Raw genomic sequence first — 14,858 nt, 5'->3', positions numbered from 1 at the left:
TTTCTATCGTGTATGTCGATTTTTGTATAAAATAGCACTCTACCATTTTAAGCTATTTATAGCTGAACAACAAATGGAAATAATCTATAACAGCAGCATTTATTCCTTTTTTTATTTTACTGTGATAATTTTGTATGGAGCGTTAAACAATGAAAGCTGTTTTCGTAAGAGGAAAGTGATCAATTTCCTCTTTCCGCAGGCTTCCACCAACTGCTTAGTATTAATTTCAATTAAAAAAACTCGTTTTGAAAAGAGCAAAATGAAAGAGGTGCCAAGATGAACTATGATGTAATCGTAATCGGCGGCGGGCCATCAGGTTTGATGGCTTCAGTAGCCGCTGCAAAACACGGTGCTTCCGTGCTTTTAGTCGATAAGGGGAGCAAACTTGGAAGGAAACTTGCGATTTCAGGAGGTGGCAGGTGCAACGTGACAAACAGGCTGCCGCTAGAAGAACTGATTAAATTTATTCCAGGAAATGGACGCTTTCTATTCAGCGCATTTTCTGTTTTTAATAATGAGGATATCATCGACTTTTTTGAAGGGCTTGGTATCCAGCTAAAAGAAGAGGATCACGGCCGGATGTTCCCTGTTTCTAATAGCGCGAAAGATGTAGTGAATGCGCTGTTAAACGAAGTAGAAGAGCTGGGGGTAGAAATAAAGGTCAATACTCCAGTCGAAACAGTACTCTATGATAAGGGAGCCGTGAAGGGGATTCGGTTGCAAACGAAAGAAGAAATCTATGCCGGCAATGTCATAATTGCTGTTGGTGGAAAATCTGTCCCCCATACAGGTTCAACAGGTGACGGGTATGCATGGGCAGAAAAAGCCGGACATACGATTACAGATTTGTACCCAACAGAAGTCCCCTTAACTTCAGAAGAAACTTTTATCAAACAAAAAACGCTGCAGGGCCTCTCTCTCAGGGATGTAGCGCTTACCGTCTTAAATCCAAAAGGAAAAGCGATCAAGACACATCGCTGGGATTTGATTTTCACCCACTTTGGCCTTTCTGGGCCTGCTGTACTGCGCTGCAGCCAATACGCTGTTAAAGCATTGAAAAAATATGATGCACAGTATATACCGTTACGAATCGACAGCCTGCCCGACCAAAATGAAGAAGAAGTGTTTCAACAATTGGCCAGGCTTGCAAAAGATGAGCCTAACAAAGCATTGAAGAATGTTTGGAAGGGAATTGTTCCGGAACGTTATTTATTGTTTTTACTTGATCAGATCGCACTGTCACCGGACACAAATTTTCATCATCTCCCAAAAGAAAAGATCAGAGAGCTTGCAAAACAATTAAAGCAGTTCACAATAAAAATAAACGGATCTTTATCAATCGAAAAAGCTTTTGTCACAGGAGGAGGAGTATCACTTAAAGAGATACATCCAAAAGAAATGGCATCGAAGCTCATGGAAGGCCTGTATTTTTGTGGAGAAGTCCTTGACATTCATGGATATACCGGTGGATATAACATCACAGCTGCCTTTGTTACCGGCTTTACAGCAGGGAAAAATGCGGCAACCAGACATTAGAAGCCAGCAACATATGTTGCTGGCTTCTCTAGTACTATAGGATTTGCAGAACCCACACCGCATTTTAAGTCTGTCGCGGAAAGCGACTGCACGGAGTGGAAAAAATCAATGCTGCAATTGCGTCACAGTTCATCTCTAATGTGAAGCTTATTAAGCAACAAAGCATGCGAAAAAGTCATACGATATAAAATTTCCAATCGGCAAGTTTTCTCTATGCCTGGTAGGTTTCAAGTACATGGCGGACATAATTTTGTGTTTCTTTAAAAGGAGGAACGCCGTTATATTTATCGACATTTCCAGGTCCTGCATTATAAGCGGCGAGCGCTAGCATAGTATTTCCGTCATAACGGTCAAGCATCTGGCGGAGATATTTTGTGCCGCCGTCAATGTTTTGTTTTGGATCCAATGGATCCTGAACACCCAGCCCTCTGGCGGTTTGAGGCATAAGCTGCATCAAGCCCATTGCTCCTTTAGAGCTTTTGCTGCCAGGATTAAAGTTAGATTCCCTCTGAATAACAGAACGGATCAATCCCGGATCAACTCCATACTTCTGTGCTGCCTCATATATGTATCCGTCAATTTCCCCATGAGAAATCGTTTCTTCTGCTACTGAGGGATGAAATGACACTTGATAGGAAGATGAAGCATTAGAAACCGTTCCATTCTGTTGTTGCATCAGATCCATTTGTTGAAACTGTTCAAGCTGCTGGCTTAACAGCATTGCAAAAGAATCGGTACTTCCCGGATCGATTGATGTTGTTGGCGCATTTTGAAAATTTATTTGTTTCAGTGCTTGCAATTCGATCAACGATTTAATAAGCTCTGCTTTCACAAACTCCACCTCAAATCTACAAGAAAAATTTTCCTCTGTTGATTATAGCATAATGGACAGGATAATAGATTTCTTTTTTCAAGAACCGACAGAGGAACATTGCATTAATTACCAGAAAATTTATAAAACCCGACCTCCATTAAGAGACCGGGTTTCCATTCCTCAAGTATATAAGGGTGTGCATGCCAGACAGTTAATCTTTTGAGGGCTGCATTCTTCCCAAATCAACTTTCTTCGGATTTTTTAACGCTGACACTTACAGCAAGTGTCTGGTCGCCGCCGATATAGACACCTTTTAAAGGTACAATATCCCTGTAGTCTCTTCCGACAGCTACTTTTATATGCTGGTCTTTTACAATGATGTTATTCGTTGGGTCAATACCTATCCACGGCCAACCGGGCATCTTCACTTCAACCCAGGCATGTGTTGCTGCATCTCCTCTCAAAGCGGAGTTTTCGCCAATATAAATATAACCGCTGACATACCTTGCTGGAATGCCCCTATAGCGGCAAAGCGCCAGCATAAGATGGGTATAATCCTGGCATACCCCTTCCCTCTTTTCAAAAACTTCCTGTGCCGTAGTCTTAACAGTAGTAGCACCTGATCGGTATGATAATTTCTCATATAAATAAGCATTAAGCATTTTAACAAATTCATACGGGTCTCTCGAATTTTGCCAGAGCTCATCCGTGGCTTCATGAAGAATTTCATCTGGAAGATGTGTATAGTCCGTTCCCGTTAAAAATTCGGCATATTCCTGTCTAAAATCGAAAGTTTGAAAAGCCATTTTTTGTTCTTCAGATAGAGTAAACTCATCAATGCCTTCCAGCGGTGTAATTTCTACTATTGAATTTGTATCAATCGTTAGAAAGTCATGTTCCTCCCAGAGGTAAAACGTTTCAACTGCGTTGCCCCAATAATCCCGGTGGATAAACGTTTCACTGGGAGGATCTATTGTAGCCGTATATGAAAGGCAGCGCTGTTTCCCTTCATCGATCGGCTTCAATTTAAACTGATTGATGCTCTGCTTTACTGGCAAACTATAATCATAGTGGTTTGTTTGACTGACTTCGAATTTCATGTGACGGTAACTTCCCCCAGGTAATAAGTTTTAGCGATTAATTGGCCAATTTTATTGCATCTGTTCTGAAAGCTTTGAAGAAAAGAATGCGGACCGTGAGCGATAACCTCCTCGATCGTATAGTCAGTTAAATCATTTTCCAGATATTCAAGTGCTTCGAACAGCGATTTTGAATAATGTTCGACATGATGGTCTTCTATCATTTCAAACGCCCCTTTTACCTTCTGGATGCAAAAGTACATTGACCTTGGAAAAGAAGGATTAAAAATCAGGAACTCCGCAACGTTCTGATCGTTGATCAACGGACGGTAAGTTTTAATGTAAGCCTCGTGGCCGCTCACAGACTGAAGGACAGACCACCAGTGATGGTAAGTTACAATCTCAACATTTTTGTAACTCTCTAAATTTTTATGAAAGAACACATCCAGTATTCTAGATGTTTTTTCTGCCCGTTCAATATACTTGCCCATTTCCATGAACAAATAAGCATCGCCTCGCTGCAGTGTTGCTTCCACAATCCCCTGGAATAAAAGCGAACGGTTTTTCACCAGCTCACAATAGTCATTTACCTTTTCGATTTCCCAGGAAGACTCCGAGCATTCTTTAATTTCTAAATAGAAGCTGTTAAGCATTTCCCATAATTCCTGAGGTATAATTTCCCGTACAGCTTTTGCATTTTCCCTTGCAATCGTTATTCCGGTAAAAACGCTGTTTGGGTTCTTCGAGGAGAAAAATAAAAATTCGATTACATTTCGATCCGTGATTTTTTCATATTGCTGACTGTATTGTGACTGGTACCCGCTTATTTGGATCAATTCTTCCCAATTGTCTTCCAGCTCCTCCTGGTGATTAGCATTCTCAAGTTGGCTGATCAACTTTACCGCGATAAGCCTTGCATTATTGTCAGCCCGTTCCACATTACGCGCCATCCAGAATAATGAATCAGCAACACGACTAAGCATGGCTCTGCTCTCCTTCCTCTTGATGGTCTACCTCTTCATCTTGAAGCACCCATGTATCTTTTGCTCCCCCACCTTGAGAAGAATTAACTACTAGCGACCCTTCTTTTAGTGCGACTCTAGTAAGACCCCCTGGGAAGACAGTCGGAGTTTCTCCTCCAAATATAAAAACTCTCAAATCGACATGGCACGCTGCGAATCTGTCGCCTTTATAAGCCGGCAGGGATGACAAGTTAATTGTCGGCTGTGCTATATATTCTGAAGGGTTTATTTGGATCTGTTCCCGGAATTTTTCGATCTCTTCTCCAGTAGCATGGGGGCCAATCAGCATGCCGTACCCGCCTGAAGCGTTTGTGGCTTTTACAACCAGTTCATCAAGATGTTCAAGCACATAAGCCCGTTGTTCCTCATCACGGCATAGATACGTATCGACATTCTTTACCAGTGGTTCTTCCCCCAGATAATAGCGAATCATATCAGGAACATAATGATAGACCGCTTTATCATCTGCTACTCCGTTACCGATTCCATTCAATATAGAGACATTTCCAGCTCTGTATGCATCGACTAAACCTGGAACGCCAAGTAAGGAATCTTCCCTGAATTCAAGCGGATCAAGAAATTCGTCATCAATCCTTCTATAAATCACATCCACTTTCTTTAATCCTCTTGATGTTTTCATATAAACAGACCTGTTCTGAACGACTAGGTCCCTTCCTTCAACAAGCTCTATACCGGAACGCTGTGCAATAAAAGAATGGTCGTAATATGCTGAATTGAAGACGCCGGGCGTTAATAGCACAATAGTTGGATCAGGGTTCTGATGAGGGGCAAGATACGACATGGAAGCATGTATTTTGGAAAATTGGTTTTCCAGCGACTGAACGGAATAATCATAAAATAACTCCGGATATACTTTTCGCATTACATAGCGGTTTTGAAAAACATAAGAAAGTCCAGAAGGGTTGCGAAGATTATCTTCCAGAACACGGTATTCTCCTTTTTCATCCCGAATCAAGTCAATCCCAGCCATAAAGATATGTTGTCTTGCAGGAACATCAATATGGGCTACCTGGTGAAAAAAATGTGGGCAGTTTACGATGAGGTCTCTCGGTATAACTTTATCTTTTAAAATTTTTTGATCATGATAAACATCGTCCAGAAACATGTTCAATGCTTCAAACCGTTGAATGAGCCCCTTTTCAATCTGATGCCACTCTTTTTGCGGAATAACTTTCGGCACAAAGTCAAACGGCATTGTACGTTCTGTCCCTTTATTATCATTGTATACGGTGAATGTGATTCCCTGCCTCAGGAAATCACCGTGGGCAAAAGCATGCCTCTTTTCCATTTCTTCCGGAGACATCTTCAATAGTCTGTCATACATGGGATAGCAATGTGTTCTTGGCTGCTTGTTCTTGTCGATCATCTCATCATAAGAGCTGTTTAACTTATATAAATCAAACAATACCTTCTCCTCCTCTGTTTTTACAAAACCGGATGTACTTGGCTTTTGTTCAATTATTTTGTTATAATATTTCGCCATTTTTTCATCTATTCCTGCTTTTTCCAATACTTTTAATGAAAATAACTAATAAAAACAGCTTTTTATGTAGAATTAAGCAAAAAGAAAGCACCCCCGATAAAGGGTGCCTACTCAGTGCTTTTAAAGGTTAAATTTTCCCGCTCGATGTTATAGGAGATGTTTACAAGATCATTAAGAAGCGATTCCCCCTGTTTGTTATCGAGCTTTACGATCTGGTCATTTTTTATCATACACGGTATAAATCGCATCGCAATATCCTCTCCATTAATTGTAAGCTTTAAAATCCCGCTCTCTGCCGTCTTTCCGTTTACATGATCGGGAAATAAAAAGTTCCCAAGCGAATATGCGATGGGCTTATTTTTATAAAACTGAAAACCCTGTAAAACATGAGGATGAGAACCAATAATACCATCTGCACCAGCATCAACCAGAGCCTTTGCATATTCTAGTTGGTATTGTTCTGGAATGGAATGCCTTTCCTTCCCCCAATGAATATAAACAAATAAACAATCTGCTTCCTCTTTTGCTTCTTTCACTATTTCTACCATTCTATCGAGCTGATAACCGCTTGCTATACCTGGTTTTTCTTTTCCCGCATACCAAGAGACATCGGGTAGGACACGTGAAAAACCAATGAACCCTATTTTTCTTCCTTTGATTTCGACCGTTTTGGAAGAGAAAGCTTCTTCTTCGTTTAATCCCGCTCCGATATAAGGGATCTTCTTATCATTTAAATTTTTTAATGTATCGATAAGCCCCTGTTCACCGTAATCCATCGTATGATTGTTAGCGAGAGTTACCATATCAAAACCGGCATTCGTTAACCCTGTCAGCAATTCCTGGCCAGATTTAAAATTAAATTCCTTTGGAAAGGGCAAAGTACGACCTGTGATTGGGGTTTCAAGATTAACTACAGCATAGTCAGCCCCAATGATATCGCCCTTTATCTGTTCGAATGGATAATCAATCCCATATTTTTGTACAGCTGTTTTTCCGGATGCTTCTAAGATCACATCTCCAGCAAATGCCAATTCGATCGGTTCTGTAGCAGAATCAAGCACTTGTTTTTCGCTCTCTTTTATTTGTACATGCAGGTCAGTGTCCGGTTGATCATCCCTTTCTTCTGGAACTGTTTTAGGCTTGACTGAATCTGTTGTTTGGTAACTTGTATTCTCACTAACCGTTAAGCTGTGATCCAAATAGCTAAAAAGGAAAAAGGAAAGGACGAGTAAAAAACTTAATAATCCTGCCGAAAAAATAACTTTGCGCACGCTTCAAATTCCCCCGTAATCTAATATGATTCTATCTAAACATGGATAAGCATGAATCCAAACCTGCTTTTTTACTAAACTGTTAACAGTCAAATTGCTTATATGTTTAAGGCAGCCAATTAATCTTTATTCGCTTTAGAGGCGATAAATGATCATCGCAGAATAACAATACACCATATATTCCTCATCAAGAGAATCTTCTGCAAGAGCAACCTGGTATTTAATATCGATCAGTTGATGTTCATCTATGGTTTCGAAAAATTGATTGATTGCTTCCTCAAGATCATTTTCGTTTTCTTCGTCAAACAACTTTACTTTCAACAAAAAAACACCTCCTGATTGTTAATACAACCCGGAGGTGTTTTTTCCTTTGACGAAATTTGTAAGTTAAAGGGGAATAATCTACTTTCTTTCGACAAGGACTATCTTTATCACTTGATTTTACTTAAGACTACTTAACATCGCCTTCCCACTTCATCATTCCGCCAACCATGTTTCTTACATTGAAGCCCTGTTCCTGTAAATAATCACATGCATGCTCACTTCTCCTGCCGGAACGGCACACGATAATATGTTCTTCGTTTTTATTTATTTCTTCAAGGCGTTCAGGAATTGTCCCAAGACGAATATGTTTAGCTCCAGGAATTGTCCCTTCCGCAACCTCTTCGTCTTCCCTTACATCGATTAGAGAAATTGTTTTTCCTTCGTCTAACAAGTTTTCTACTTCTTTTGGGGTGATTACTTTAACCTCTTCGCTCATGAAAAACGCCTCCTGCATTCCATCTATTAAATATTCCTAATAGGTTTACTTAAAAATAAATAATCCTTCACAATGGTAACTTATTTCAAGCGTTTACACAAGAATTCTCTATATCCACTTATTAACATTATTTCATTTAAAATGACCATTTAAATGCATACAGAATATTACTTAAACCAAAACAATGGAAGCGTTCGCCTTCCCAAACAAAAGAAGCATCCATCTTAGAACGGATGCTTCTCTTTCTCTAATTGGCAACAATATTAACAAGCTTACCAGGAACAGCGATTACTTTTCGGACTGTTTTTCCTTCTAGCTGGGATTTAATTGTTTCTTCCTCCATTGCAACTTCTTGCATTTGTTCTCTCGTTGCGTCGGCCGGAATGGAGATTTTCGCACGGACTTTTCCATTTATCTGAACAACAATTTCCACTTCATTCTCAACAAGTTTTTCTTCATCAAATGTTGGCCATGGTTCATAAGCAATTGTTCCGTCATGTCCTAACAACGACCATAATTCTTCACTGATATGTGGAGCTACCGGTGAAAGTAGTTTTACAAACCCTTCCATAAATGCCTTTGGAAGTTTTTCTTGTTTATAAGCATCATTAATGAACACCATTAATTGAGAAATACCTACATTAAAGCGTAGTTCCTCATAATCTTCTGTTACTTTTTTCACGGTTTGGTGATAGGTCCGCTCAAAATTTTCCGTTCCGTTTTCGTCTGTAACCTTTTCAGTTAATGAGCCATCTTCGTTAACGAATAAGCGCCAGATTCGGTCAAGGAACCTTCTTGCTCCTTCAAGTCCGTTTTCAGACCATGCGATCGAACCTTCGAAAGGCCCCATGAACATTTCATAAAGACGCAGTGTATCGGCACCATGGCTTTCAACGATTGTATCAGGGTTTACAACGTTTCCTTTTGACTTACTCATTTTCTCGTTGTTTTCACCAAGGATCATCCCCTGGTTATACAAACGCTGGAACGGCTCTTTCGTTGGAACAACTCCGATATCATACAATACTTTATGCCAGAAGCGGGCATAAAGCAAATGAAGGACGGCATGTTCTGCACCACCGATATACGTATCGACCGGAAGCCATTCGTTTAACAATTTTTCAGAAGCAAGGGCCTCGTTGTTATGAGGATCGATAAAGCGTAGATAGTACCAGCAGCTTCCCGCCCACTGCGGCATCGTATTCGTTTCTCGGCGCCCTTTCATTCCAGTATCAGGATCGGTCACATTTACCCATTCATCGATATTTGCAAGAGGAGATTCCCCTGTTCCTGACGGCTTGATCTCGTTTGTTTCCGGAAGTGTTATAGGAAGCTGCTCTTCTGGCACGGCTGTCATCGTGCCATCTTCCCAGTGAATGATCGGAATCGGCTCTCCCCAATAACGCTGGCGGCTAAACAGCCAATCGCGAAGGCGATATGTCACTTTCTTCGTACCTTTGTTATTTTCCTCAAGCCATTCGATCATCTTCTTAATGGCTTCGTCCTTTCGCAAGCCGTCCAAGAATTCAGAATTTACAAGCTCTCCGTCTTCTGTATAAGCTTCTTTCGATATATCGCCCCCTGCCACAACTTCTTTGATAGGCAGGTCAAATTTTGTTGCAAACTCATAATCGCGTTCATCATGCGCCGGAACGGCCATGATCGCTCCAGTACCATAACTCATTAATACATAGTCAGCGATCCAGACGGGAACTTTTTCGTTATTCACCGGATTAATTGCATATGCCCCTGTGAACACGCCTGTTTTTTCTTTTGAAAGCTCAGTTCGCTCAAGATCGCTTTTGCTCTGGACCTTTTGCCTATATGCCTCGACTTCTTCACTCTGGTTTTCGGTTCTTATTTTATCGACAAGCGGATGTTCTGGAGCAAGTACCATATAGGTTGCACCAAACAATGTATCAGGACGGGTAGTGAATACAGTGATTCCTTCTTCATACCCATCGATTTTAAACGTGATTTCAGCACCCTCCGAACGCCCGATCCAGTTCCGCTGCATTTCTTTAATGCTCTCAGACCACTCAACATCTTCTAAATCTTCAAGCAAGCGATCAGCATATTCCGTAATTTTCAAAACCCATTGTCGCATTGGTTTTCGGATGACAGGATGGCCGCCACGTTCACTTTTACCGTCGATCACTTCTTCGTTAGCAAGTACTGTTCCTAAAGCAGGACACCAGTTAACCGGAACCTCATCCACATATGCAAGTCCTTTTTCATACAGCTTTGTGAAAATCCATTGTGTCCATTTATAATAGTTTGGGTCCGTAGTATTAATTTCCCGGTCCCAATCATAGGAAAAACCAAGTTCTTTGATTTGCCTTTTGAAAGTCTCGATATTTTTTTGTGTGAAATCTCTCGGGTTGTTCCCTGTATCTAAGGCATACTGTTCAGCCGGCAAGCCGAATGCATCCCAACCCATCGGATGTAGCACATTGTATCCCTGCATGCGCTTCATGCGGGATAGAATATCTGTTGCCGTATACCCTTCAGGATGCCCTACATGCAACCCTGCTCCAGACGGATAAGGAAACATGTCTAAGATATATACTTTTTCTCCCGAAGCGTCGCTGTCTGTTTTGAACGTTTCGTTTTTCTCCCAATATTGCTGCCATTTTTTTTCGATGCTTTTATGATCAAAGGCCATCGTAAACCGCTCCTTCCTTCACACTACTTTTGAATTAAACTTTTTTTACACCAATGCATTAACTGAAAATTTATACCACGAAGCGAATCATCTTTACTCTCCTATAAAAAAAGATGACTAAACCTTTTTTGTAAGAACGTAAGCGATAAGACTACCTGTATGTACGGTTTCGTCAAGCTCGCTTGTAAGATATCGTTCATACAGATAGTCGCCCAGGAGAGCAAAATTGCCTCATTCAACGATTCCTGGATAAAATCAATTAAAAAACCTCCCGCCACTGACTTCTGTCAGGGACGAGAGGTTGATAAACAAATCAAATACCCGCGGTACCACCCGGATTAGCACATAAATAAACTGTGCTCACTTTAATCCTTAACGCGGAAAACGCCCGATACTACTTTTCGTTCATACCAGGTAGCTCAAAGGCGAGTTCATAAAGAAAATCAGTGTCAACTTCCACCAGCCGTTAACTCTCTAGTACTGCTTCTTTACTACTACTCCTTGTCACTGCTATTAGACATAACAAGTTGTTATAAAGTATTGTATGAATAAGCGTTTTAAATGTCAAGATATTTCTCATTATTTCCATCGTTTCACAAGTTATACCCGTTTTATTCAGATGCAGTGACAGCTGGATAGGAAGCCTCTTCCCTGCGAATCCCCCGATCATACAGGACTGTTGTAATTACACCGATAAGCACAAGACCCATTAATACCGTAAACAAAGCGGTCATGCCATAAAGGTCGACAAGAATACCTCCAAACAAAGGACCGATCATTCTGCCAGCAGTTCCGACACTATTGACAATCCCCTGATAAAATCCTGCTCTTCCTTCAGGTGCAAGTTCATGGGCTGCAGTTGGAACCGCCGGCCAGACAAACATTTCTCCAAACGTTAAAATTATCATTGCAGCTACAAAAGCCCCAAATACTTCGGCATTGGCTACAACTGCCAGTGATGCGACAAACAGGAAGATTCCAGCGATTATTTGTGTTTTAATCGTGTGGAACCATTTCCTTACAAAAAATGCTATAAAAGGCTGACCTATTACGATTAGCGCGCCATTTATCGTCCATAATAAACTGTAATGCTTTAAGCTGATCCCGATTTCTTGTGTATATGCTGAAATGGTGGATTGCCATTGTACATACGCGATCCAGCACAGCAAAAATCCGACACACAAAATTAACAGGCTATTAAATTTCCTTTTATTCCTTATCATTGTGTCCTGGTTAAAGATGTTGCTCTTTCTAGCGGCAAGGTGCACATCCTTTTCCATTCCCTTAAACCCGAACAAAACGATCATTAAAAATATGAAATACATCATTCCATTTCCGAGAAAAACAAGTTCAAACTTATAAGAAGCAAGCATACCGCCAAGTGCAGCTCCGAGCGCTACACCAAGGTTCTGAGCAACGTAAACTCTGTTGAATGCCTTTCTGCCTCCTTCAGGCCACACAGCTCCCGCCATTGCATACATGGAAGGAAAAGTCATGCCAGAACCAAGTCCAAGGGCAATCAAGACGATGATATACGAACTTAAATCATGAAAAAACACCAGTATGAAAGCCGAGCACATCACCATAAACGTACCTATTAAAATCGAGCGGTAACCGCCGATTTCATCAAATAAATAACCTCCAATAAGATTACCTGCGATTCCTGCTGCTGCGTTACACATTAAAATTAGCCCCGCAAAAGAAAGGGACTTGCCTAAATGTTCATGAATATATATTGTATTCAGCGGCCATAAAAAAGACCCACCTGTAACGTTAATAACCATACCGATCAACAAGAGCCAGAGAGCCTTCGGCATGAACATACCTCCTACTATTTCGAGCCTCAAAATTTCACCAAACTGATTTTATTCCTTTTTCTGTTAAGATGCAATATTTTTTTACCCCTGAAGCGCATAAAAAAACTCATCTATTTGATGGGCAAGCCTTTTAAGGAAGTCGGAGGTGTAGTTGCCCTTACCAGTATTCTTTGACTTGCCAGCGGCGTCAGACAACTTCCTTTGCTAAAAAGTTAACCTTTCCTATACAGTAAAAAAAGCATGCCTTTCCGGCATGCTTTAGTCTATTCATCACTTTTATACTTTTTCTCAGAAGAAGAAGTATCTTTTATAATTTCTCCGTCTTCTTCTTCGCGTTGCTCTTCTTTTACATCCTCTAAAGGAATCGGATCAACGTTTAACTCGCTGTCATCACGGTCGAACATGCTTTCTTTATCTGTCGGATACTGTTCAGGATTGTCCATTCTTTCCTTTGTGTCTCGTTTTCGAGGAGGAAGGTTTTTATCTTTTTCTCCCATTTTTTTCACCACCTCTAATTAATGTCTTTATATTTATTCAATACCCGATTAGTGAGGATAGCAAAACAAGGAATAGTCTTTCCGGCATTATTTGGAGAAACGTTTGGGTCATGCTAAAATTCATTTGTATGCCACGGCCTTTTATTTCTCTAAAAAAGTACTGCATACACTGAAAGGAGAAGGCATGAAATGAATTTAGAAACAAAGCAAATTCCAGCCTATTACGGCGAGAAACGATATTTTTCTTTTAATGCATATTTACGAAAAACATTTGGCCACAAAGTATTCAAGGTGCCTCTTGATGGTGGCTTTGATTGCCCGAACAGGGACGGCAATGTTGCCCATGGTGGGTGTACGTTTTGCAGCGCAAGCGGTTCAGGCGATTTTGCCGGCGATCGCAGGGATGACCTGGTCACCCAGTTCAATGTGATCAAAGAACGCACCCACAAAAAGTGGAAGGATGCTATGTACCTGGGTTATTTTCAAGCTTACACAAACACATACGCTCCTGTGGAAGAACTACGGGAAAAGTATGAAATAATTTTGAAACAGCCAGGTGTTGTGGGTCTTTCGATCGCTACCAGGCCAGATTGCCTGCCAGACGATGTGGTTGATTATTTAGCTGAACTAAATGAACGGACTTTTTTGATCGTAGAATTGGGACTGCAAACCGTCCATGAAAAAACCGCAGACCTTATCAATCGAGCCCACGACTATCAGTGTTACAAAGAAGGGGTTGAAAAACTCCGAAAACATGGCATTCAAGTCGTATCTCACATTATTAATGGCCTGCCCGGTGAGACACCTGAAATGATGGTGGAAACTGCCAGAGAAGTTGCAAAACTTGATGTACAGGGGATTAAAATACACCTGCTGCACCTTCTCAAAAACACCGCAATGGTTAAACAGTATGAAAAGGGACTCGTTGAATTCCTTGATTATGAGAGTTATGTTAACACTGTTGCAGACCAATTGGAGTTATTGCCTTCTGAAATGGTTGTTCATCGTATTACCGGTGACGGACCTCCTGAATTGCTTATCGGTCCAATGTGGAGCATGAACAAATGGAAGGTACTTAATGGAATTGAAGATGAGTTGAAGCGCCGAGACAGCTGGCAGGGGAAGTTTCACGAGGTGAATCGATAATGAAACTGAAAGGAATTCTGCCTTTTGCACGTTTTTTATTAGATGAATTCTTGCAGGAAGGCGATACTGCGGTGGATGCCACATGCGGAAACGGAAACGACACATTATATCTTGCTAAAAAAGTCGGCAAATCAGGAAGTATATTCGGTTTCGATATACAAGAACAGGCAATTGAAAATACGGGAAAAAAGCTAAGGGAACATAACGAAAATAATCAAGTCACACTGGTCCATGCAAGCCATGCTTCCATTAAAGCGGAAATCCCTGAAGTCCATCACGGAAGAGTAAAAGCCGCCATTTTTAATCTAGGCTACCTCCCGGGAGGAGATAAAGAGGTAGTGACCTCCCCTGCTTCAACCCTCAAAGCAGTAGAACAGCTGCTTGAAATAATGGCAAAAGTAAGCATTCTAATTCTTGTCATATACTCCGGCCATCCGGAAGGAAAAGTTGAAAAAGACAAGGTGTTAAAGTATGCTATGAGTCTTGACCAAAAAAACTACCATGTATTGCAATATAACTTTATAAACCAAAAAAACGATCCCCCTTTTATCATTGCGATTGAAAAAAGGTAGGCTCTCATCTTTTGCAGAGCAAGTGGAAATATGAAGGTGTGTAGTTGGTGTATACGCCTTTTTCTTTTGCTCTTTTTGGCAAAACAGGGCAGCGATTTCTGATTTTATTTTTCGTTATACTTCTCTAACAACGCAAAGTTGGCGATCCGGAGCTAAATAGGACCGCCAACTTTGA

General features: G+C 40.9%; 13 protein-coding genes and 1 other annotated feature. Of the genes, 3 read left to right on the top strand and 10 right to left on the bottom strand.

The annotated features are described in order from the left end of the window. Positions 1-276: 276 nt before the first annotated feature. Positions 277-1,536: a BaiN/RdsA family NAD(P)/FAD-dependent oxidoreductase gene (locus FCL54_RS01685; protein ID WP_138122506.1), complete on the top strand. Its 1,260-nt coding sequence runs from the start codon at positions 277-279 to the stop codon at positions 1,534-1,536. Positions 1,537-1,747: 211 nt separating this feature from the next. Here FCL54_RS01685 and FCL54_RS01680 read toward each other — a convergent pair whose 3' ends face one another. The 10 genes from FCL54_RS01680 to FCL54_RS01635 form a co-directional block, all read right to left on the bottom strand. Next, the gene (locus FCL54_RS01680) at positions 1,748-2,368 is read right to left on the bottom strand and encodes a lytic transglycosylase domain-containing protein (protein ID WP_138122504.1); all 621 of its coding nucleotides are present in this window, start codon (positions 2,366-2,368) and stop codon (positions 1,748-1,750) included. 224 nt (positions 2,369-2,592) lie between these two features. After that, positions 2,593-3,450: a transglutaminase family protein gene (locus tag FCL54_RS01675; RefSeq protein ID WP_138122502.1), complete on the bottom strand. Its 858-nt coding sequence runs from the start codon at positions 3,448-3,450 to the stop codon at positions 2,593-2,595. Then, positions 3,447-4,412, bottom strand: coding sequence for an alpha-E domain-containing protein (locus tag FCL54_RS01670; protein WP_138122500.1), 966 nt, complete (start codon positions 4,410-4,412; stop codon positions 3,447-3,449). Before FCL54_RS01670 ends, FCL54_RS01675 begins: the two co-directional genes overlap by 4 nt. Then, positions 4,405-5,877 carry a circularly permuted type 2 ATP-grasp protein gene (locus FCL54_RS01665; protein WP_138123219.1) on the bottom strand — a complete coding sequence of 491 codons (1,473 nt, stop codon included), beginning with the start codon at positions 5,875-5,877 and terminating at the stop codon, positions 4,405-4,407. Before FCL54_RS01665 ends, FCL54_RS01670 begins: the two co-directional genes overlap by 8 nt. A 185-nt stretch (positions 5,878-6,062) precedes the next feature. Then, positions 6,063-7,226, bottom strand: coding sequence for a CapA family protein (locus FCL54_RS01660; RefSeq protein WP_138122498.1), 1,164 nt, complete (start codon positions 7,224-7,226; stop codon positions 6,063-6,065). A gap of 135 nt (positions 7,227-7,361) precedes the next feature. Further along, positions 7,362-7,550, bottom strand: coding sequence for a sporulation protein Cse60 (locus tag FCL54_RS01655; RefSeq protein WP_138122496.1), 189 nt, complete (start codon positions 7,548-7,550; stop codon positions 7,362-7,364). A 127-nt stretch (positions 7,551-7,677) separates the two neighbouring features. Continuing rightward, positions 7,678-7,986, bottom strand: a complete 309-nt coding sequence (locus FCL54_RS01650; RefSeq protein ID WP_138122494.1) for a rhodanese-like domain-containing protein — start codon at positions 7,984-7,986, stop codon at positions 7,678-7,680. Between the two features lie 247 nt (positions 7,987-8,233). Next, positions 8,234-10,651 carry a leucine--tRNA ligase gene (gene leuS, locus FCL54_RS01645; RefSeq protein WP_138122492.1) on the bottom strand — a complete coding sequence of 806 codons (2,418 nt, stop codon included), beginning with the start codon at positions 10,649-10,651 and terminating at the stop codon, positions 8,234-8,236. A gap of 286 nt (positions 10,652-10,937) precedes the next feature. Then, positions 10,938-11,168: a binding site (T-box leader), on the bottom strand. A gap of 94 nt (positions 11,169-11,262) precedes the next feature. Further along, positions 11,263-12,468: an MDR family MFS transporter gene (locus FCL54_RS01640; RefSeq protein ID WP_138122490.1), complete on the bottom strand. Its 1,206-nt coding sequence runs from the start codon at positions 12,466-12,468 to the stop codon at positions 11,263-11,265. A gap of 263 nt (positions 12,469-12,731) precedes the next feature. After that, positions 12,732-12,965: a hypothetical protein gene (locus tag FCL54_RS01635; protein WP_138122488.1), complete on the bottom strand. Its 234-nt coding sequence runs from the start codon at positions 12,963-12,965 to the stop codon at positions 12,732-12,734. A 189-nt stretch (positions 12,966-13,154) separates the two neighbouring features. On the opposite strand from FCL54_RS01635, the gene mnmL reads away from it, so the two are divergent. Then, positions 13,155-14,111, top strand: a complete 957-nt coding sequence (mnmL, locus tag FCL54_RS01630; protein WP_138122486.1) for a tRNA modification radical SAM protein MnmL/YtqA — start codon at positions 13,155-13,157, stop codon at positions 14,109-14,111. Beyond that, positions 14,111-14,683: a tRNA 5-(aminomethyl)-2-thiouridylate-methyltransferase MnmM gene (mnmM, locus tag FCL54_RS01625; protein ID WP_138122484.1), complete on the top strand. Its 573-nt coding sequence runs from the start codon at positions 14,111-14,113 to the stop codon at positions 14,681-14,683. Before mnmL ends, mnmM begins: the two co-directional genes overlap by 1 nt. Positions 14,684-14,858 lie beyond the last annotated feature (175 nt).

This window comes from Exobacillus caeni (genome assembly GCF_005747095.1).
In the GTDB taxonomy this organism is placed as follows: Bacteria; Bacillota; Bacilli; order Bacillales; family Guptibacillaceae; genus Exobacillus; species Exobacillus caeni.
The sequence above is the reverse complement of the archived record's forward strand: the minus strand, read 5'-3'. Positions and strand labels throughout refer to the sequence as shown.

Excerpts from the sequence above, each read along its gene's own strand:
- FCL54_RS01685 (WP_138122506.1), top strand. The coding sequence starts at position 277 with ATGAACTATGATGTAATCGTAATCGGCGGCGGGCCATCAGGTTTGATG.
- FCL54_RS01675 (WP_138122502.1), bottom strand. The coding sequence starts at position 3,450 with ATGAAATTCGAAGTCAGTCAAACAAACCACTATGATTATAGTTTGCCA.
- FCL54_RS01670 (WP_138122500.1), bottom strand. The coding sequence starts at position 4,412 with ATGCTTAGTCGTGTTGCTGATTCATTATTCTGGATGGCGCGTAATGTG.
- FCL54_RS01650 (WP_138122494.1), bottom strand. The coding sequence starts at position 7,986 with ATGAGCGAAGAGGTTAAAGTAATCACCCCAAAAGAAGTAGAAAACTTG.
- leuS (WP_138122492.1), bottom strand. The coding sequence starts at position 10,651 with ATGGCCTTTGATCATAAAAGCATCGAAAAAAAATGGCAGCAATATTGG.
- FCL54_RS01640 (WP_138122490.1), bottom strand. The coding sequence starts at position 12,468 with ATGCCGAAGGCTCTCTGGCTCTTGTTGATCGGTATGGTTATTAACGTT.
- FCL54_RS01635 (WP_138122488.1), bottom strand. The coding sequence starts at position 12,965 with ATGGGAGAAAAAGATAAAAACCTTCCTCCTCGAAAACGAGACACAAAG.
- mnmL (WP_138122486.1), top strand. The coding sequence starts at position 13,155 with ATGAATTTAGAAACAAAGCAAATTCCAGCCTATTACGGCGAGAAACGA.
- mnmM (WP_138122484.1), top strand. The coding sequence starts at position 14,111 with ATGAAACTGAAAGGAATTCTGCCTTTTGCACGTTTTTTATTAGATGAA.